General features: G+C 64.8%; 13 protein-coding genes and 2 tRNA genes. 7 read left to right on the forward strand and 8 right to left on the reverse strand.

From position 1 onward, the window contains the following. Positions 1 to 33 precede the first annotated feature (33 nt). The 3 genes from J2X45_RS15860 to J2X45_RS15870 are packed head-to-tail and all read left to right on the forward strand — an operon-like array spanning position 34 to position 3,990. Positions 34 to 1,863 (forward strand): alpha-amylase family glycosyl hydrolase, encoded by a 1,830-nt coding sequence (locus tag J2X45_RS15860; protein ID WP_310216553.1) that lies wholly within the window; start codon positions 34 to 36, stop codon positions 1,861 to 1,863. Continuing rightward, a complete protein-coding gene (locus tag J2X45_RS15865; RefSeq protein ID WP_310216554.1) occupies positions 1,845 to 2,750 on the forward strand; it encodes an ROK family protein in 906 nt (301 codons plus the stop codon). Before J2X45_RS15860 ends, J2X45_RS15865 begins: the two co-directional genes overlap by 19 nt. A 4-nt stretch (positions 2,751 to 2,754) precedes the next feature. Further along, entirely contained in the window at positions 2,755 to 3,990 is a 1,236-nt protein-coding gene (locus J2X45_RS15870) for a sugar MFS transporter (protein WP_310216555.1), read from the forward strand. 132 nt (positions 3,991 to 4,122) lie between these two features. On the opposite strand, the gene J2X45_RS15875 is transcribed toward J2X45_RS15870, so the two are convergent. Then, complete coding sequence (locus J2X45_RS15875; protein ID WP_310216557.1) at positions 4,123 to 6,150, reverse strand: ATP-binding protein; 2,028 nt, start codon at positions 6,148 to 6,150, stop codon at positions 4,123 to 4,125. Positions 6,151 to 6,416: 266 nt separating this feature from the next. Here J2X45_RS15875 and J2X45_RS15880 point away from each other — a divergent pair, with 266 nt between their 5' ends. Together J2X45_RS15880 and J2X45_RS15885 are read left to right on the forward strand one after the other, a co-directional pair. After that, positions 6,417 to 6,971, forward strand: coding sequence for a response regulator transcription factor (locus J2X45_RS15880; protein WP_310216560.1), 555 nt, complete (start codon positions 6,417 to 6,419; stop codon positions 6,969 to 6,971). Positions 6,972 to 7,314: 343 nt separating this feature from the next. After that, a tRNA-Cys gene (locus tag J2X45_RS15885) sits at positions 7,315 to 7,388 on the forward strand. Positions 7,389 to 7,957: 569 nt separating this feature from the next. On the opposite strand, the gene J2X45_RS15890 is transcribed toward J2X45_RS15885, so the two are convergent. The 3 genes from J2X45_RS15890 to J2X45_RS15900 form a co-directional block, all read right to left on the reverse strand. Beyond that, on the reverse strand, positions 7,958 to 8,086 hold the full coding sequence (locus J2X45_RS15890) for a hypothetical protein (protein ID WP_310216562.1): 129 nt from the start codon (positions 8,084 to 8,086) through the stop codon (positions 7,958 to 7,960). 108 nt (positions 8,087 to 8,194) lie between these two features. After that, on the reverse strand, positions 8,195 to 9,175 hold the full coding sequence (locus tag J2X45_RS15895; protein ID WP_310216565.1) for an NAD-dependent epimerase/dehydratase family protein: 981 nt from the start codon (positions 9,173 to 9,175) through the stop codon (positions 8,195 to 8,197). A 2-nt stretch (positions 9,176 to 9,177) separates the two neighbouring features. Then, positions 9,178 to 10,485, reverse strand: coding sequence for a UDP-glucose/GDP-mannose dehydrogenase family protein (locus J2X45_RS15900; RefSeq protein WP_310216568.1), 1,308 nt, complete (start codon positions 10,483 to 10,485; stop codon positions 9,178 to 9,180). A 360-nt stretch (positions 10,486 to 10,845) separates the two neighbouring features. On the opposite strand from J2X45_RS15900, the gene J2X45_RS15905 reads away from it, so the two are divergent. Next, the gene (locus J2X45_RS15905) at positions 10,846 to 12,156 is read left to right on the forward strand and encodes a mannose-1-phosphate guanylyltransferase (protein WP_310216570.1); all 1,311 of its coding nucleotides are present in this window, start codon (positions 10,846 to 10,848) and stop codon (positions 12,154 to 12,156) included. A gap of 77 nt (positions 12,157 to 12,233) precedes the next feature. Here J2X45_RS15905 and J2X45_RS15910 read toward each other — a convergent pair whose 3' ends face one another. From J2X45_RS15910 to J2X45_RS15925, 4 genes are all read right to left on the reverse strand, one after another. Then, positions 12,234 to 13,730 carry a phosphomannomutase/phosphoglucomutase gene (locus J2X45_RS15910; RefSeq protein WP_310216573.1) on the reverse strand — a complete coding sequence of 499 codons (1,497 nt, stop codon included), beginning with the start codon at positions 13,728 to 13,730 and terminating at the stop codon, positions 12,234 to 12,236. An 87-nt stretch (positions 13,731 to 13,817) separates the two neighbouring features. Further along, the gene (locus J2X45_RS15915; protein ID WP_310216577.1) at positions 13,818 to 14,471 is read right to left on the reverse strand and encodes an exopolysaccharide biosynthesis polyprenyl glycosylphosphotransferase; all 654 of its coding nucleotides are present in this window, start codon (positions 14,469 to 14,471) and stop codon (positions 13,818 to 13,820) included. Between the two features lie 181 nt (positions 14,472 to 14,652). Continuing rightward, positions 14,653 to 16,047 (reverse strand): phage integrase central domain-containing protein, encoded by a 1,395-nt coding sequence (locus J2X45_RS15920; RefSeq protein WP_310216580.1) that lies wholly within the window; start codon positions 16,045 to 16,047, stop codon positions 14,653 to 14,655. Between the two features lie 50 nt (positions 16,048 to 16,097). Beyond that, positions 16,098 to 16,188 (reverse strand) — tRNA-Ser (locus J2X45_RS15925). Positions 16,189 to 16,328: 140 nt separating this feature from the next. Between J2X45_RS15925 and J2X45_RS15930 the strand changes: the two genes are divergently transcribed. Continuing rightward, positions 16,329 to 17,831, forward strand: coding sequence for a sugar transferase (locus tag J2X45_RS15930; RefSeq protein ID WP_310216583.1), 1,503 nt, complete (start codon positions 16,329 to 16,331; stop codon positions 17,829 to 17,831). Positions 17,832 to 17,838 lie beyond the last annotated feature (7 nt).

Consider the following 17,838-nt stretch of genomic DNA (forward strand, 5'->3'; position numbering starts at 1 on the left):
CTGGCGAGGCCACTCCTTCGCGAGCGTCTCGGCATGATTTCCACCGCCACGACCCCCACGTCCCATAGCGACGCCGTCCAGGCCCGGTTCGCGGCGCTTTGGCCGATCATCGAAGCGCGGTTCACCAAGGTCTATGGGCAGGACGCTCGCAGTCCGGCTGTTCTCGAGCGCTTGCAGAAGCGCCTTCTCGACGCGGCCCATTCCCGGCCCGAACCATTGCGGGCGCTCGATGCGGCGCGGGCGGCGGATCCGACCTGGCTGCACGCTTCGGGTCAGAGCACCTACACCTTCTACGTCGACCGGTTCGCCGGCGACCTCAACGGCGTGCGCGGCAAGCTGGACTACCTGTCTGAGCTGGGCGTGCGCTGGCTTCACCCGCTGCCGCTCCTGGAACCGCGCCCCGGCGACAGTGACGGCGGCTTCGCGGTCGCCGACTACCGCAAGGTCGATCCGCGCCTGGGCACGATCGACGACCTGGAAGCCCTCGCGGGCGACCTGCGCCAGCGCGACATGGGCCTGATCCTCGACGTCGTCTGTAACCATACCGCCCGCGAGCATGCCTGGGCGGTCAAGGCCCGCGCGGGCGATCCCGCCTATCGCGATTACTACATCGTGCTGCCGGACGCCCAGAGCGCGGCGGCGCGTGATCGCGAGCTGATCGACGTCTTCCCCGACACCGCGCCCGGCAGCTTCACTTACGACGCGGAGATGGGCGGCTATGTCTGGACCACCTTCTACCCGTTCCAGTGGGACCTGAACTACGCCAACCCCGCCGTCTTCGCCGAGATGCTGGACGTGCTGATCTTCCTGGCGGCCAAGGGCGCGCAAGGCTTCCGGCTCGACAGCGCCCCGTTCCTCTGGAAACAGGCGGGCACCACCTGCCGCAACCTTCCGCAGACCTACGACATCGTCGAGGCCTGGCGCGCGGCCCTGTCGATCGTCGCGCCGGGCGTCGTGCTGCTGGCCGAGGCGATCGAGAGCGTCGAGGATGTCCTGCCGTTCTTCGGCGGCGAAGCCCCCGGCTGCAATCTCGCCTACAACAACGTGGTCATGACGGCCCTCTGGGCGGCGCTGGCGGACGGCGACGCTTCTATCGCGCGGCGCTGTCTGGCGGTCGCCTCGCGCAAGCCAGCCCAAGGGGCTTGGCTGAACTATGTCCGGTGCCATGACGATCTGATCTGGAACGCGCTGGCCGGATACGCCTCGCCTGCCGATCTGCGGCGATGGTCGAACGCCTACGGCCGTGGCGAAAGCTTCTCGCGCGGACGTGCCTTCCAGACCGCTAAAGGCGGCGTTCCGTCGACCAACGGCATGGCCGCCGCGCTGGCGGGCCTGACGGCGGACGCCGATGGCGACAGCCTCGGCGCCCGGCGGCTCATCCTCCTGTACGGCATCATCTACGCGCTGGATGGCTGGCCGCTGATCTACATGGGCGACGAGATCGGGCTCGATAACGACGAGGCCTATCAGGACGACCCGTTGCGCGCCGGCGACGGACGCTGGCTGCACCGCCCGCAGATGAACTGGTCGCTGGCCGAGCGTCGACACGAGACGGGCGCGCTGCAGGCCGAGTTGTTCGCCGCCTTCGCCAGGCTGAGCCGGCGCGCGCAAGGGCTGGCGGCGTTCGGCGTGGCCGGTCCGGCCCGTCCGATCACGGTCTCGGCGCCGGCGGTCCTGGCCTTCGTGCGTGACGAGGGCGCACGGCCGTTCCTGTGCCTCGCCAACCTCTCCGACGCGCCGCAAGAGGTCGACCTTCCCTCGGCGTTCGTCCAAGAGGCCGAGGACGTGCTCGACGACGGCCCCGCGCCCACCGGGCGGGTCCGCCTGCCGCCTTATGGCCTCCGGTGGCTGGTCGCCCGATGAGCCGGATCGCTGCGATCGAGCTGGGCGGCACCAAGGTGATGGTCGCCTTCGGATCGGGACCGCACGACCTGTCGCCGCCCCTCCGTATCCCCACCACGACGCCGGCCGAGACCCTGGCGCGGATCGAGGACGCCCTCGCCGCCGAGCAGGGTCGTTTCGACGCGATCGGCGTCGCCAGTTTCGGTCCCATCCGCCTGGATCCGGCCGCGCCGGACTGGGGCCACATCCTTAAGACTCCCAAATCCGGCTGGTCGCACGCCGACGTGGCGCCACGCCTTGTTCGGCGCTTCGACCGACCGCTGGCCCTCGACACCGACGTCAATGGCGCGGCGCTGGCCGAGGGCCTCTGGGGCGCGGCCAGGGGACTTGAGGACTATGCCTATGTCACGGTCGGGACCGGGGTCGGTGTTGGCCTCGTCGTCAACGGCGCGCCGACCCACGGCCTGCTACATCCCGAGGCCGGCCATATCCTGGTCCGGCGGGACGCGACCCGCGATCCGTTCGCCGGCTGCTGCCCGTTCCATGGCGATTGCCTGGAAGGCCTGATCAGCGGGCCGGCCCTAGCCGCTCGGGCTGGCGCGCCCGGCGAGTCTCTGTCGAGCCACGATCCGGTCTGGGCGCTGGCCGCCGACTATCTGGCTCAACTCGTCGCCAACCTCGCCTTGATCGCCTCGCCCCGTCGCGTGATCATCGGCGGCGGCGTCGGGGGCAATTCGCAGCTGTTGGCGCAGACGCGGACGCAGCTGCAGACGCGCCTGGCCGGCTACCTCGCGCCGCTTGAAACCCGCGCCCAGATCGACGCTTTCGTCGCGCCCCCAGGCCTTGGCGCAAACTCAGGCCTGCTCGGCGCGGTGGCGCTGGCCCTTCGACACGACGCCAGGAGCTGACGCCATGACCCAGACTGTTTCCGATGCGTCGCGCGATCCGCGCCTTATCCGCATCCTGACCTATCTCATGTTCATGATGTTCGCGATGACCACCGACTCGGTCGGCGTCATCATTCCGCACGTCATCAAGACCTTCGATCTGGGCATGGCCGCAGCCGGATCGTTCCACTACGCCAGCATGACCGGGATCGCGCTGGGCGGGGTCTGCCTGGGCTTTCTGGCCGACCGGCTCGGTCGCAAGGCGACGATCGTGCTGGGGCTTGTGGCTTTCGCCGTGACGGCCTTCCTGTTCGCGGTCGGCAAGGATTTCGGTTTCTTCGTCGCCCTGCTCTTCCTGTCGGGCCTGGCGATCGGCGTCTTCAAGACCGGGGCCCTCGCCCTGATCGGCGACATCTCGTCCTCGACCCGCGCTCACACGGCGACCATGAACATGGTCGAGGGCTTCTTTGGACTCGGCGCCATCATCGGGCCGGCCATCGTCACCGCGCTCCTGGCCCAGGGCGCGTCCTGGAAATGGCTATACGTGATCGCCGGTGTGCTGTGCGTGCTGCTGATCATCGCCGCACTGAACGTGCGCTATCCGCAGACCCCGCCGGCCGCGCAGCAGAAGCTGGATCCCCGGGTGACCCTGGCCATGTTCGGCAACCCTTATGCCTTGGCCTTCAGCTTCGCGATCATGCTGTATGTCGGCGTCGAGACGGCGATCTATGTCTGGATGCCGACCCTGCTGGCTGACTACAAGGGCCCTGCAGTACTGTTGGCGGCCTACGCCCTGTCGGTGTTCTTCATCCTGCGCGCAGCCGGACGTTTCCTCGGTGCCTGGCTGCTCAACCGCCTGTCATGGACGCAGGTGGTGGCGATCTGCAGCGTGGCGATCCTCGTCTGCTTCACCGCAGCCCTAGCCGGCGGACGCGCTGTCGCCGTCTTCAGCCTGCCAATCTCGGGCCTGTTCATGTCGGTGCTGTATCCTACGATCAACTCCAAGGGCATCAGCTGCTTTCCGAAGGCCGAGCATGGCTCGGTCTCGGGCGTGATCCTGTTCTTCACCTGCGTCAGCGCGGTGATCTCCCCGTGGATGATGGGTCTGATCAGCGACCGCTTCGGCGACGCCGCCTACGGCTTCGCCCTCGCAACGGGCCTGGCCGGGCTCCTGGCGGGACTTGCGGTCGTGAACCTTGTCTTCGATCCCAGCCGCCATCGATTGGCCGCGCGTGAAGGCCTCGACTACGCCGAGACATAGCGTGGCGCGACGCCGATCAGACCCATCCTAAAAGTCTGAGGCCCAGCTCTTGAGCGCGAGGCTGGCGTCATATCCACGCGTGCGTAATACGCGGTCGTCGCCAAGGCGCCCTCCGCCAAAACACGCGCGCCGTCACGCACGCGCCAAGCGAGTAATGGCCGCGAACAGCGCCTCAGCGCTGATGGGCTTGCCGACGAAGTCATCCATGCCCGCCGCCCGGCATGCGGCGATCTCCTCGGGGGCGGCGTTCGCGGTGACGGCGACGATGGGGATAGATCCGCGCGCATCGGCAAACGCTCGAATCCGCTGCGTCGCCGCCAGACCATCCAGCCGCGGCATGTGCACATCCATCAAGATGAGATCGAACCGTCCCGAAGCGGCGGCTTCAACGGCCGCTTCGCCGTCCTCGGCGAACTCATAACGCAACCCCGCCTCATCTAGCAGGATGGCGATCACCCGGCGGTTCAGCGGGTGATCCTCCGCAACCAAGATCAGCGGATCGAAGTTCGCGGCGATCGGCGGCGAGGTCTCGATCGCGTCCGGCCCCGCCGAGAGGATCTCTGGCGCGGCAGCCAGCGGCAGCGTCACGTCAACGATCATGGCCGTACCGCCGGTCGGGGCGGCCTCGGCCCAGATGCGACCACCCATCAGGGTGATCAACTCACGACAGATCGTCAGGCCCAAACCTGTTCCGCCGTGCCGACGCGTGGCGCCGGCATCGGCCTGGACGAAAGGCTCAAAAAGCGTTTCACGCTGATGAGGCTTGATACCTGGTCCACTGTCGATGATCGAGAACAGCAGCCGCCCTGGCTCTGGGCCGCCGATCGCCGAGAGGTGGACCGTGCCGCGATCAGTAAACTTGATCGCATTGCTGACCAGATTGGAGAGAATCTGGCGCAGCCGCTTGGCGTCCGCCATCACGAACGAAGGCAGGTTCGCCACCTCCAAGGTCAAGGTGAGGCCCTTAGCCTCCGCCGCGAAACGCCAGACGTCAGCGACCGCTGACACCGCCTCGCCGGGGGAGATCGCCGCCACGTCCAGCGCCAGCGCGCCCGCCTCTACTGTAGCGAGGTCGAGAACCTCGTTGAGAATCGAGAGGAGCCCCTCGCCAGAGGATTTGATCAACTCGGTCAGTTCCAGCGCATCGGCGGGCAGAGCGCGCTTCGACAGAGCTTCGGCGATCGCGAGAACGCCATTCAATGGCGTCCGCAGCTCATGGCTCATGGTGGCGATGAACCGAGACTTGGCCTGATTGGCATGTTCGGCGACGCGGAGCGCCGCTTGGGCTTCGCTGGTCAGCGCCTGGAGGGTGCGTTTGCGCTCCTCCAGGTCACGACCAAGCGCGCGAAGCTCGTCGACCTGTCCATGAAGGCGCTCGTTAGCCACCCGGAGCGCCGCCTCGACCTGAAGACGCTCGCGGATATCACGGCAAATGCCCACAAACTTGACGGCGCCGCCAACCCGAGCCTCCCCGACCGACAACTCGATCGGCACCGCCGCGCCCGAACGGGTGATCATCGTCAGGGGTCGGGGGCCCACATTGAGGATCCCGCTCTTCCCGGTCAGCAGATACTGCGACACCCGCGCCTGATGGTCCTGATCGTCAGCCCCCATCAACACCGTCAAGGGCTGGCCGATCAGCATTTCTGCTGGCCATTCGCTCAGGGCCGCCGTAGCGCGGTTGGCGTTCTCGATGATCCCCTCAGTGTTAATCACCAAGATGGCGTCAGCGGCGTTGTCGAGAATGGCGTTCAGCCGATCTTGTGCGTCACACCCATGCGCCGTCGACAGACCTGAGGCGCTCGAGAGTGTGATCGCGGCGCCATATCCGCCAGCCGGGTCGCCCCGGGGTGTTGCGGCCAGCGTCATCTCAACCGCGCCTGCTTTAGCCGCAAAGATTGTACGTCCCGCCCGCCCCTCAAGCGCGCCCAAGACCAGGGCTTTCGCCCAGTCCGACGGCACATCAAACTCTTGCTGAAGCACGCAAAGAACGTCCGCCCCGATAGTACTAGGACGCATGCCCAGGCCAGAGAGGCCGGTTACACGCCGCTGAGCATCGACCTCAAGGACGATACACGCGCCACCCTGCCCCTGCGTAAGGATAACTTGAGTATCGGGAGCAATATTCGCGTCCTTGGATTGAATCTCCTTGACCGGCATCACTTCCTCGAATCGTCCTTCGAAGAGAGCGTGACATAGCCGCTATTGGCGAGGGCTATCCCTTCGGCTAGGCGATCCCGAAATTGATTCCTCTCAACCTCCTTCCGTAAAATTCGCGAAATCCTAGCCGATGGGCCAGATGGCGCCACTCGAGAAAGCCCTTACATGCCTTGTGGTTATTGAAGGCGATCAGAGTGATCTGTGTTTAGGTGCGGGTGTTGGACATGAGGGCTGCGGTCGTGAGCCCCGAACCAGTGCGATCGGCCATGCTGACCGCACTGGTCTCAGAAGCGTTGCATACGGATGCGGTCAGCGTTGGGTCCGGGTTCGAGCTCCCTCACGATCGTTGTTTTGACCTGCTCTTGGTCGACCTGGGCGATGCGACTGATCCGCTCGCCGCCATCTCCGAAGCCGCTCGCGTCAAGGCTCGCCACCGGGTGCTGTTCGCCGCGTGGTGTGATCTTGCACTCGCGAGGCTCGCCTATGCTCGTCGATTCAACGGCTTGATCCCCGAGAACGCCAAACAGGAGATGCGCGTGGCGATCCTCCGCCTCGTCATGGCGGGCGGCGAATACTTTCCATGGATCAAAAGACCCGAAGCGCGCGCCTCCGAGCGTCCCTCCATCGCGCGCCTCTCTAAGCGCCAGCGCGAAGTGCTGGGCCATCTGCTCGATGGCAAAACCAACAAGCAGATCGCCGAGGCGCTCGGTATTTCACTCGCTACGGTGAAGCTCCACGTCCAGGGTATTCTTGGCGAGGCTGGCGCGAAAAATCGCACTGAGGCGGTGGTGCGCTTTGGTGGATTGCAAGATCGGACCTAGCCTGTACGCAGGTCGACATGGAACCGCCGGAGGCTTCCAAGACGAGGCATGACCGGCCCACCTTCGAGCGGCCAGCGTTCGCCGTGGGCCTTGAAGGCGATCGCGAAGGCGCGACTAAGCCCCCCTTGTTGAGACTTGCACCTGACATTCGCCGCAGAGGCGTCTCCCTCGGACGCCCTCCGCGCCGCCCTGTAGATCCCAGTCAGTTCGCCCGCGCGCAGATGCGCCGCGCACCACTTTCGCCATCCCATTTTGCGAGCCGCGAATTGCCAGTTGCAGCCCCGCAAGCGCTCCTGTATCGAACGCCCTCCCCCGCCGACGTGATTTGCGTCGACACCCGGATGGCCCGGTGGCGGAGTGGTGACGCAGCGGACTGCAAATCCGTGCACGCCGGTTCGATTCCGGCCCGGGCCTCCACCTCCAAAGCTCTGATTTCTAAAGACAAAAGCTGATCTGCTCGACGCTCACAGCGGAAATTTTCCGCGTGGCGAAGCAGGCGGTTCAGTGCGAGAGGCTTCAACCTCAGCGCTGGCGAAATCCCTAAAACCCTGAAAAGCCATCGTAATTTTCGGCTGATGGCGCTGACTAGAAGCCACAGCGGGCTCTGCATCAGTGGTGCGGTTGGGTGTGCGCCCCTAGAATGCGCCCCTCCTCCACTCTGCGGTTTCAGCGGCGCCGACAATGACCTCCAGAATCCGCAACCGTGCGCTCTTGCGACAAGGTCACTGACCAAATGGCGTGGCGGCATCCAATCGCTGTATCGAGCCTCTTGCCGAAGTGGCCCGGTAAAGCGCGCCCCAATCGTCGGGCGGATTTCAGCCGAAGCGAACGCCTTGACCGCGATATCCTCGCTCTCCAGGACCTCGCAGATCGCGGCGCGAACGCCGCTGCCATCATCGAAAAGATAGACGATGGGATCAGTCGAACTGCGTCCCGCAGGCTTCGACGAATGGCCTCCGCTTCCGCGCGCGCCGGAAGGCCTTGGATCAAGGTGTTGAGATCGGGACCTTCACCGGCTTGGAAGGTGGGAGATAGCCTTGCTCGCTGATGTCGCGGAGCGTACGGGCCGAGATGTCTCCGGTCAGGATCACCACGTCGCCCCTGCGATCGAGCATGCCCCGCGCCTGCCGAGCCAACTCAAGCCCGTTCATCCCGCTTGAAAGCGCAGTTCAACGACTTGGTGCCGCCCCTGCGGTGATTGAAGCACGCAACAAGCGTGATCTTCAGCCTGCCCAGCTCCCCTCCCGACGCCATCGCACAAACCTTGCGAGCCCCTCGGCCAGCTTGACCTTGGGTTTGTAACCACAGAGCGCATGGAGCTTGTCGATGTTGGCGTAGGTGGCGGTGACGTCGCCGGGTTGCATGGGCCGGAAGACCTTGTTGGCCTCGATCCCCAGCGCCGTTTCCAGCGTGGTGATCATGTCCATCAGGCCGACGGGATCGTTGTCGCCGATGTTGTAGACCTCGTGCCCGCCCTTCGCCGGCGGGTTATCGAGAACGCCGAGGATCCCGTCGACGATGTCGTCGATATAGGTGAAGTCGCGGGCCATCTTGCCCTCGCCGTAGACCTCGATCGCCTCCCCCTTCAGCATCTTCTCGGTGAAGCTGAAATAGGCCATGTCCGGACGGCCCCACGGGCCATAGACCGTGAAGAAGCGCAGGCCCGACTGCGGGAAGCCGTAGAGCCTGGCGTAGCTCTGGCTCAGCAGCTCGCACGAGCGTTTGGTCGCGGCGTAAAGGGACACCGGGCTCTCGGCCGGGTCGCTTTCCTTGAAGCCGTCGACGCTCAACGGCCGGTCGCCATAGACGCTGGAGGAGCTGGCGTAGACCAGATGCTCGAGGCCGGCGTGGCGGCAGGCTTCCAGCACCGACAGATGGCCGGCCAGGTTGCTGCGCTCGTAGGCGAACGGGTTCTCGATCGAGTAACGAACGCCGGCCTGGGCGGCCAGATGGATCACCTTCTGGGCGCCGGAGGCCTTCACCAGGTCGGCCAAGGCCTCATGGTCGGCGATGTCCATGCGGAGCATCGTAAAGCCGTTGCGGCCGTCCAGACGCGCCGCGCGGGCCTCCTTGAGAGCCGGGTCGTAGTAGGCGTTGAAGACGTCGACCCCGATCACCGTCTCGCCGCGATCGAGCAGACGGTCGGCCACGTGGTAGCCCACGAAGCCAGCTGCGCCCGTGACGATGATCGGAGACCTGCTCATGCTTAGCCGCGACCGATGGAGGCGTAGGTGAACCCGTGACGGACCATTTCGGCCGGCTTGTAAACGTTGCGCAGGTCGATGACCGTCGGCGATCGCATCAACAGCTTGAGGCGATCCAGGTCGAGCGCCCGGAACTGGTCCCACTCGGTCAGGATCACCAGGGCGTCGGCGCCCTCGGCGGCGTCATAGGCGCCGGTCTTGAACTCGACGCCGGCCAGCATGTGGGCGGCTTCCTTGGCGCCTTCGGGGTCGAAGGCCTGGACCTTGGCGCCCATGGCCTGCAGGGCCGGAAGGATGTCGAGGCTGGGCGCGTCGCGCATGTCGTCGGTATTGGGCTTGAAGGTCACGCCCAGCACGCCGATGGTCTTGCCGCTGAGGTCCGTCGAGCCGATGGCGTCGGCGACCTTCGTGGCCATGGCCTTCTTCCGGGCGGTGTTGACCTCGACCGTGGTCTCGATCAGCCGCGTTGGCGCGCCATACTGCTGGGCGGTCTTGACCAGCGCGATGGTGTCCTTCGGAAAGCAGCTTCCGCCATAGCCGGGGCCAGCGTTCAGGAACTTCGAGCCGATCCGCTTGTCCAGACCGATGCCCTTGGCCACCGACTGGACGTCGGCGCCGACCTTCTCGCAGAGATCGGCCATCTCGTTGATGAAGGTGATCTTCATCGCCAGGAACGCGTTGGCCGCGTACTTGATCAGCTCGCTGGTGCGACGGCCGGTGAAGACGATCGGGGTCTCGTTCAGCGAAAGCGGACGGTAGAGGTCGCGCATCACCGCCTGGGCGCGCTCATCGTCGGTGCCGACGACCACGCGGTCGGGACGCTTGAAGTCCTCGATGGCCGCGCCTTCGCGCAGGAACTCGGGGTTGGACACCACGGCGAACTGGGCGTCGGGGCGGACCTTCTTGATGATCGCCTCGACCTCGTCGCCGGTGCCCACCGGCACGGTCGACTTGGTCACCACCACGGTGAAGCCGTCGATCAGGCCGGCGATCTCTTCGGCCGCCGCATAGACGTACGACAGATCCGCATGGCCATCGCCGCGACGGGTCGGCGTGCCCACGGCGATGAACACCGCGTCGGCGTCCTTGATCGCCTGCGCGCCGTCCAGCGTGAAGAACAGTCGGCCTTCGCGCACGTTGCGGGCGACCAGATCATCCAGCCCCGGCTCGAAGATCGGGATCTCGCCCTTCTCCAGGCGCTCGATCTTGCTCGGATCCTTGTCGATGCACGTCACCACGTGCCCGAAGTCGGCGAAGCACGCTCCCGACACCAGGCCCACATAGCCCGTACCAATCATCGCTACGCGCATATTTTCCCTATCGCGCTCGCTGCCCGATCAAACGGGGCATACAGGTTGAACTGAAGACCGTTCACGTGCGGCCTTGAACAATCTGGGCCTGACTACTCGGTTGGAGTGACGCCGTCACGACGGATATTGGCTGGACGTCCATCATGGAGAACGGGACAAACGATCGTCAAACTGGTTCGAGGTAACCTCATTGGCGCTATCGCCACGGATTGGCTGCAAATAGGTCACCTGACCACCTTTCCGCACAAACCTGAGCCCCCAGGCTACCAAATGTTCTTCGCTCAAAAGCGAATGATCATTAAAGGCTAGTCGCAATGACTCTCTACGAAGAGAGCAAGACTGCAAGTGTGGGGACATAACTTGGCTTCGATTTATCCCGTCATCCTGTGCGGTGGCTCTGGCACGCGCCTATGGCCCGCTTCGCGCAGCGACCAACCCAAACAGTTCCTGAAGCTGGTCGGCGATCGCTCCTCTTTTCAGGAGACCGTGCTACGGGTGAGGGATCTCGCCGGCGTCGCCGAGATCGTTATCGTCACCGGCGAGGCGATGATTGAGTTCGTCGCTCAACAAACCGATGAGCTCGGCGCCTGGGTCACCATCTTGGTCGAACCGGAAGCGCGAGACAGCGGGCCAGCCGTCGCAGCCGCCGCGGCCTACGTTCACGCGAAAGACCCCGCCGGAGTGGTACTGATGCTCGCCGCTGACCACCACATCTCAGAGCCGCAAATTTTTGGCGCAGCCGCCCTCACCGCCGCAAAGGCGGCGCAGAGCGACCTGATCGTCACCTTCGGCGTTCGGCCGACCGTGCCGGCTACAGGGTTTGGCTATATCCGGCCCGGCGCTGCGTTGCTCGATGGCTCCGTGCATGAAGTGGCCGCCTTCGTGGAAAAGCCCGATCAGGCGACGGCCGAGCGCTATCTCTTGGAGGGTTATCTCTGGAACAGCGGTAACTTCGCTTTCAAAGCCGCGACTTTGCTCGACGAGTTTGCGGCGTTCGAACCTACGGTGGCCGCCGCAGCCAAGGCCTCTATCGCCGAGATGACGCTGGAATTGGGGGTTGGGCGACTGCAGCCAAACGCGTTTGGTCAGGCCAAAAAAATCTCGCTCGACTATGCGGTCATGGAGCGCACCTCAAAGGCGGCGGTGGTTCCGGCGACTTTCGCCTGGTCAGACCTTGGCGCCTGGGATGCGATCTGGGAGGCATCAAGCCGAGACGACGAAGGCAACGCGCAGGTGGGCGATGTCGACCTTCGCGGAACGTCAAACGTCCTGGTGCGCTCGACAGGTCCCTATATTGGCGTCATCGGCGTCAGCGACATCGTCGTGATCGCCGAGCCTGATGCCGTTCTAGTCTGTCATCGCAAGGACAGCCAGAAGGTCAAAGCCCTGGTGGACGGGCTAAAGGCCAAAGGACGCGCAATTGGCTCCAGGAGAAGCATAGCCACCAACGGCGCCGAAGCTTTGGTATCGACGGCCAAGTTCTGTGTCGATCTGCAGCGGGCGCTGGCGGGCGAGATCATCGACTTTACGCCCTCAACCTTGCAGCTACTCGAGGGCACGATTGAAATCGAGGGGGAGCTCTACGCCCCAGGTACGATCCTGCAGCTTGAGACCAGTGGAGTTGCTCGGGTCATTTCCATGGCGACGCTCTTGGTGACCACAGCGCGGTGATGCGCACCACGCAGCACTGAGGCGCTTTTAAAATTGGAGGAAGCCTCGACCGAGCGCGCGGCCTCCGCCCTCTGCGTTCAGATCTCCTGATTATACTTGCCGACCCGGTCGCCGAGGCGCGGCTTGACCTCTTGTCGGAACAGGGCGCGCATGTCGTCTTCGGACTGGGTGCTCTCGACGACGACCACGACTTCCGGCTTGTTCGACGAGGCGCGGGCCAGGACCCAGGAGCCATCCTCCAGGTGGACGCGCACGCCGTTGACCGTGATCACCTCGGTGATCTTGCGGCCAAGGATCGAGCCGCCGGCGGCGAACAGGTCTTCGTACTCCTTCACAACGTCGGCCACGACGCCGTACTTCACCTCGTCGCCGCAGTGCGGGCTCATGGTCAGCGAGGTGAAGGCCACCGGCAGCGCCTTGCGCATGTCCGACAGCTTCACGCCGGGATTACGGTCCAGCATGGCCAGGATGGCCGCAGCGGCGGTGAGGCCGCAGTCGTAGCCGTAGCCGAGCGCGCCGTTCATGAAGAAGTGGCCGCTCTTCTCGAAGCCAGCCAGGGCGCCCAGCTCGGCGCTCTTGCGCTTGATGTAGCTGTGGCCGGTCTTCCAGTAGACCACCTCGCAGCCGTGGGCCTTGAGGATGGGGTCGGTCGCGTAGAGGCCGGTGGACTTCACATCCACGACAAAGGTCGCGCCGGGGTTCAGCGGAGCCAGATCCCGCGCCAGCATCAGGCCGATCTTGTCGGCGAAGATCTCCTCGCCCTCGTCATCGACCACGCCGCAGCGGTCGCCGTCGCCGTCGAAGCCGAACGCCAGGTCCGCGCCGGTCTCGCGAACGGCGTGGGCCATCGCGTGCAGCATCTCGGCGTCTTCGGGGTTGGGGTTGTACTTGGGGAAGGTGAAGTCGAGGTCGGTGTCCATCGGAACGACTTCGGCGACGCCCATCTTCTGCAGGGCCTCGACCACGAAGGCGCCGGCCGTGCCGTTGCCGCAGGCGGCGATCACCTTCAGGGGGCGCGTGACGCTGGCGCGCTTGGCGACGTCGTCGATATAGCGCTGAGCCTGGCCCTGCACCCGGACCAGCTTGCCGCCGTCGCGCTCGACGAACCGGGCGTTCAGCACGATGTCCTTCAGGCGGCTCATCTCGTCGGGGCCGAAGGTCAGCGGCTTCTGGGCGCCCATCTTTACGCCGGTCCAGCCGTTCTCGTTGTGGCTGGCGGTGACCATCGCGACGCACGGGATGTCGAGGTCGAACTGGGCGTGATAGGCGGTGGGCGAAAGGGCGAGGCCGATGTCATGCACTTCGCAGCCGGCGCTGATCAGGCCCAGGATCAGGGCGTTCTTGATCGAGGACGAGTATGAGCGGAAGTCGTGGCCGACCACGATCTTCGATTGGCCCAGCTCGTGGATATAGGTCCCAAGACCCAGGCCCAGCGCCTGCACGCCCAACAGGTTGATCTCCGGGCCAAACAGCCAGCGCGCATCGTACTCGCGAAAGCCGGTCGGCTTGACCAGGGCTTCGTTCTCATAAGCGGCGGTATTGGGAACCAGATCGGCGCGCGGCGCGGAGAACATTGAAGGCTCGCTTTGTCAGGAGATGGCGCGAAGTAGCATCCGGCAAAGTCGAAGCTCGCCGGGCGCAAAACAGGAAAAATGTCGCCTTTAGTAAGCGTTCTCGGCCATCAGCAGACGCGGCACGGTCATCAGCAAGATCTTGACGTCGCCGCCGAGAGTGCAGCGCTCGATGTATTCGTTATCCGCATCGATGCGGGCGGCCATGGCTTCGACCGCGCTGGTGCCGCCGCGAAGGCCTTTGATTTGGGCCAGGCCCGTCAGGCCCGGACGGGTGCGGAAACGCAGATGATAGTTGGCGATCAAGGCGCCGTACTGCTCGTCGTGCGCCAGGGCGTGCGGGCGAGGACCCACGATGGACATGTCGCCCCGCAGGACGTTCAGGAGCTGGGGCAGCTCGTCGATGCTGGTCTTGCGGATGAAGCGTCCGATCGTCGTGATGCGGTCGTCGTCGCGCTTGGCTTGAACGACCTTGGAGCCATTCTCCTGGCACCGCATCGAGCGGAACTTGAAGATCGTGAAGGCCTTGCCGTTCAGTCCGCCCCGCGACTGGCGGAAGAGCACCGGGCCCGGCGATTCCAGCTTGATCAGGACTGCTACGAGAAGAAGGAGCGGCGCGAAGAACAGCAAAGCGCCGCCCGCCACCAAAACATCCATGGCGCGCTTAAGCGGATCTTTAGCGACCGGTGACGTTTTCACGCCACAGGCTCGCCGGTCCGCAGACGGATTCGTTGCGATCAGCACGTGGTCCCCACCAGTGTAAACCCCGGATCTTTGCCGGATGATTTAGAAAGCCTTTACTAAATCAGCGGGAGCGAAACAATCGGCACGTGGAGCGTTTACCAAGCTTTTTTGGGCATCCCGGAGACACTTGCGCGAGACGACAACATCCCTTGATGGTTTGGCGGGCGCCCAGTGACGCGGATCAACAATAAGTCCCCCAGGCAAGATCTCCGCAGCAGGCCAAAGCCCATTGATCCATCAACAAACGACGCTTTTCAAAGAGATCTCCCCGGCGATAGGCGGCCTCGACCTTGTTGCCGATCGTATGGGCCAAGGCCATTTCCACCACCTCGCCCTGAAACTCGGTCTCCTCCGCCGCCCAGTCGCGGAAAGAGCTCCGAAACCCATGGCTGGTCAGATCAACGCGCCCCATTCGTCGCAAGACGGCGAGCAATGCCATGTTGCTAAGACCCTTGCCGGCAAGCTGCCCCCAGAACACGGGACCGACAGGTCCAGCCTCGCCAGCCTTCAGCGTCTTGCGGTGGCGCCGCGCTTCGATCTCAAACCAGGCCTCGCGCTGATACTCCAAGATCTCGAGGGCAGCTGCGCTGAGCGGCACGCGGTGCTCACGTCCGGCTTTCATCCGCGAAGCCGGCACAGTCCAGACCTTGTTGTCGAGATCGATCTCGCTCCAATCGGCGCCGATCACCTCGCCCGTGCGCGCGGCCGTCAGGATGACGAAGCGCAAGGCCAACACCCCTACCCCGGTCTGCTTAGACATGGCCGCCATAAACTGGCGCATCTCCCGATAGTCGAGCGCCGCGTGGTGCTTGACCGTCGTCACTTTTGACTTGGCCGGCAGGATCATTTCGATGTGACCCTTCCAGCGCGCAGGGTTTTCGCCCTGGCGATAACCCTGCACTGCGCCCCAGCTGAGCACAGCTTCGATACGCCCCCGCAGCCGACTGGCCGTCTCTGATTTCGTCAGCCAGATCGGCTCAAGCGCTCTGAGGACATCAGCCGTCTCAATCTCGGCCAGCGCCTTCGAACCAAAGTGTGGGACAGCGTAGGTGTTGAGCGTGCTTGTCCATTGCTGGATATGCTTCTCGTTGCGCCAGGCGGCCTTGTTACCGTCAATGTAGGCGGCCATCGCTTGGGCGAAGGTGACGCCCTTTCGCTCCAGCTTGACCGCACGGCCTTTGGCGTCAGCGCGCGCGCCCAGCGGATCATCACCGTTGTAGCGTTGCAGGCGCGCCGCCCGCGCCTTTTCCCGCGCCTCGGCTAAGGAAACGAACTCGAGAGGACCAAGGCCCATCTGACGTTCGCGGCCTAGGACGCGATAGCGGAAAATCCATGACCTCGCCCCGCTTGGCGTGACCTGCAGATAGAGGCCGCCGCCGTCCGGGTATCGCCCCGCGCCTTGCAGCTTGCGGACCGTCATCGCCGTGAGTCGCTCGTATACGCGCGCCATCGCTAACCCACACTCTGACCCAAGTGGGGCTAACCCCCACTTTGACCCCCGCGGCTGTTCATCATAGAGGCGGATCTTGATGGATGCGTCCAGACACAGAAACGCGAGTTTTCCGTGATAAATCAACGGACTTCCGACGTTTGCGGACGCTGGTGGATATGTCTGGAAAGTGGGGCTGGCGGAGACGGAGGGATTCGAACCCTCGATACCCTTTTGAGGTATGCCGCTTTAGCAAAGCGGTGCCTTCAGCCTCTCGGCCACGTCTCCTCCTGAGAGGGAGCGGTTCGATAGCCTGTTCGCTTCGCGATGACAACGGCGGATATCGGAAAATTCTGGTGTTAACGTGACGCTCAGACGGGATCGCTAGACTGAACGCGGTTTTCTCAACGACGAGCGTCGTGCGCCCCGTGCCTTCACCGATTTCCAAAGCCGAAACCCTGACCTTCGCCCCGGCGACGGACACGCAGAAAACGCGGTCCGGCGGCGGCGGGGATCCGTCGGGCGCGGCCAAACGAGGTCCGTTCCGGCCCGGACAGCTGGTGCCCTCCCGCGCGCGTCTCGAGACGCGGCTGCTGGCCCGCGTTTTTCGCGGCGTAGATATTCTGGTCGCCGCTGGCGTCGCGGTCTTGGTCACGGTTCTGGGTTCGCCGATCGTGGCAGGGGTCTGGGCCATCGCCGCTCTGATCGGCCTGCGCCTCGTCGACGCCTACGCCTTTGCGCGCAAGCAGGCCCTGAGCGCCCATATGGCTCGCGTCGGGTTGGCTCTGGGCGCCGGCTTCCTGGTCGCCACGGGCGCGAGCCTGGCCTTCGCACCGTCCGAGGCGCCCGTCATCTGGGCCCTGCTGGCGGCCACGACCGCCCTCTCCGGCGCTCACGTCGCTTGGTGGACCATCATCGCGCGCGGCCGCGCTCAAGGGCGGCTGACCCCGAATGTGGTCGTTGTCGGCGCGACCCAGAACGCCGAACGCCTGATCGAGGCGGCCATGCGTACAGGCGAGGTCAATGTGCTGGGCGTGTTCGACGACCGCCTGGACCGCGCGCCCGAGAATATCATGGGCGTGCCGGTGCTGGGCGACACCCAAGCCCTGCTCGATCATCGCATCATGCCGTATGTCGACCGCGTCGTGATCGCGGTGGCCTCAACGGCGCAGGCGCGTGTGCGCCAGCTGGTCGAGAAACTGGACGTCTTGCCCAACCCGCTGCACCTCTTCATCGACGTTGGCGGCGCGGCGGAGGACGACGCAGCGCTGGTCCGTATCGCGGCCGGAAGCGAAGCGCCTCTGTCTGCATCCTCCGCCTCGACCCGTCGCGCCTTGCTCAAGCGCGCCCAGGATCTGATCGTCGCGGGCCTGGGCCTTCTGGTCGCCGGCCCCGTGATGCTGCTCGTCGCCTTAGCGGTGAAGCTGGACAGCCCCGGTCCGGTCTTTTTCCGCCAGCGCCGTCACGGCTTCAATAACGAGGCGATCCTGGTCTGGAAGTTTCGCTCGATGCGCCACGAGATGGCCGACGCCAGCGCCGCGCGCCAGGTCAGCGCCGATGACGACCGCGTCACCCGCGTCGGCAAGTTTATCCGCAAGACCAGCCTCGACGAGCTGCCGCAGTTGTTCAACGTGCTGACCGGCGAGATGTCGATCGTCGGTCCCCGCCCCCACGCCATCGGCATGAAGACCGCGGGCGTGGAGTCAGCCAAGCTGGTCGCCCAGTACGCCCACCGCCATCGCATGAAGCCCGGCGTCACGGGCTGGGCCGCCATCAAGGGCTCGCGCGGGCCCGTCGACACGCCTGAGAGCGTCCGCCTGCGCGTGGCGCTGGACGTCGAATACATCGAGCGTCAGTCGTTCTGGCTGGACCTCTACATCATCGTCATGACCATCCCCTGCCTGCTGGGGGATCGGTCCGCCGTGCGCTAGGCCGCCC

The organism is Caulobacter sp. BE264 (genome assembly GCF_031457805.1).
Lineage (GTDB): Bacteria > Pseudomonadota > Alphaproteobacteria > Caulobacterales > Caulobacteraceae > Caulobacter.

What these genes read in the sequence shown, in the direction of transcription:
- J2X45_RS15860 (WP_310216553.1), top strand. Translation starts at nt 34, where the DNA reads ATGATTTCCACCGCCACGACCCCCACGTCCCATAGCGACGCCGTCCAG.
- J2X45_RS15870 (WP_310216555.1), top strand. Translation starts at nt 2,755, where the DNA reads ATGACCCAGACTGTTTCCGATGCGTCGCGCGATCCGCGCCTTATCCGC.
- J2X45_RS15875 (WP_310216557.1), bottom strand. Translation starts at nt 6,150, where the DNA reads ATGCCGGTCAAGGAGATTCAATCCAAGGACGCGAATATTGCTCCCGAT.
- J2X45_RS15880 (WP_310216560.1), top strand. Translation starts at nt 6,417, where the DNA reads ATGCTGACCGCACTGGTCTCAGAAGCGTTGCATACGGATGCGGTCAGC.
- J2X45_RS15890 (WP_310216562.1), bottom strand. Translation starts at nt 8,086, where the DNA reads ATGCTCGATCGCAGGGGCGACGTGGTGATCCTGACCGGAGACATCTCG.
- J2X45_RS15895 (WP_310216565.1), bottom strand. Translation starts at nt 9,175, where the DNA reads ATGAGCAGGTCTCCGATCATCGTCACGGGCGCAGCTGGCTTCGTGGGC.
- J2X45_RS15900 (WP_310216568.1), bottom strand. Translation starts at nt 10,485, where the DNA reads ATGCGCGTAGCGATGATTGGTACGGGCTATGTGGGCCTGGTGTCGGGA.
- J2X45_RS15910 (WP_310216573.1), bottom strand. Translation starts at nt 13,730, where the DNA reads ATGTTCTCCGCGCCGCGCGCCGATCTGGTTCCCAATACCGCCGCTTAT.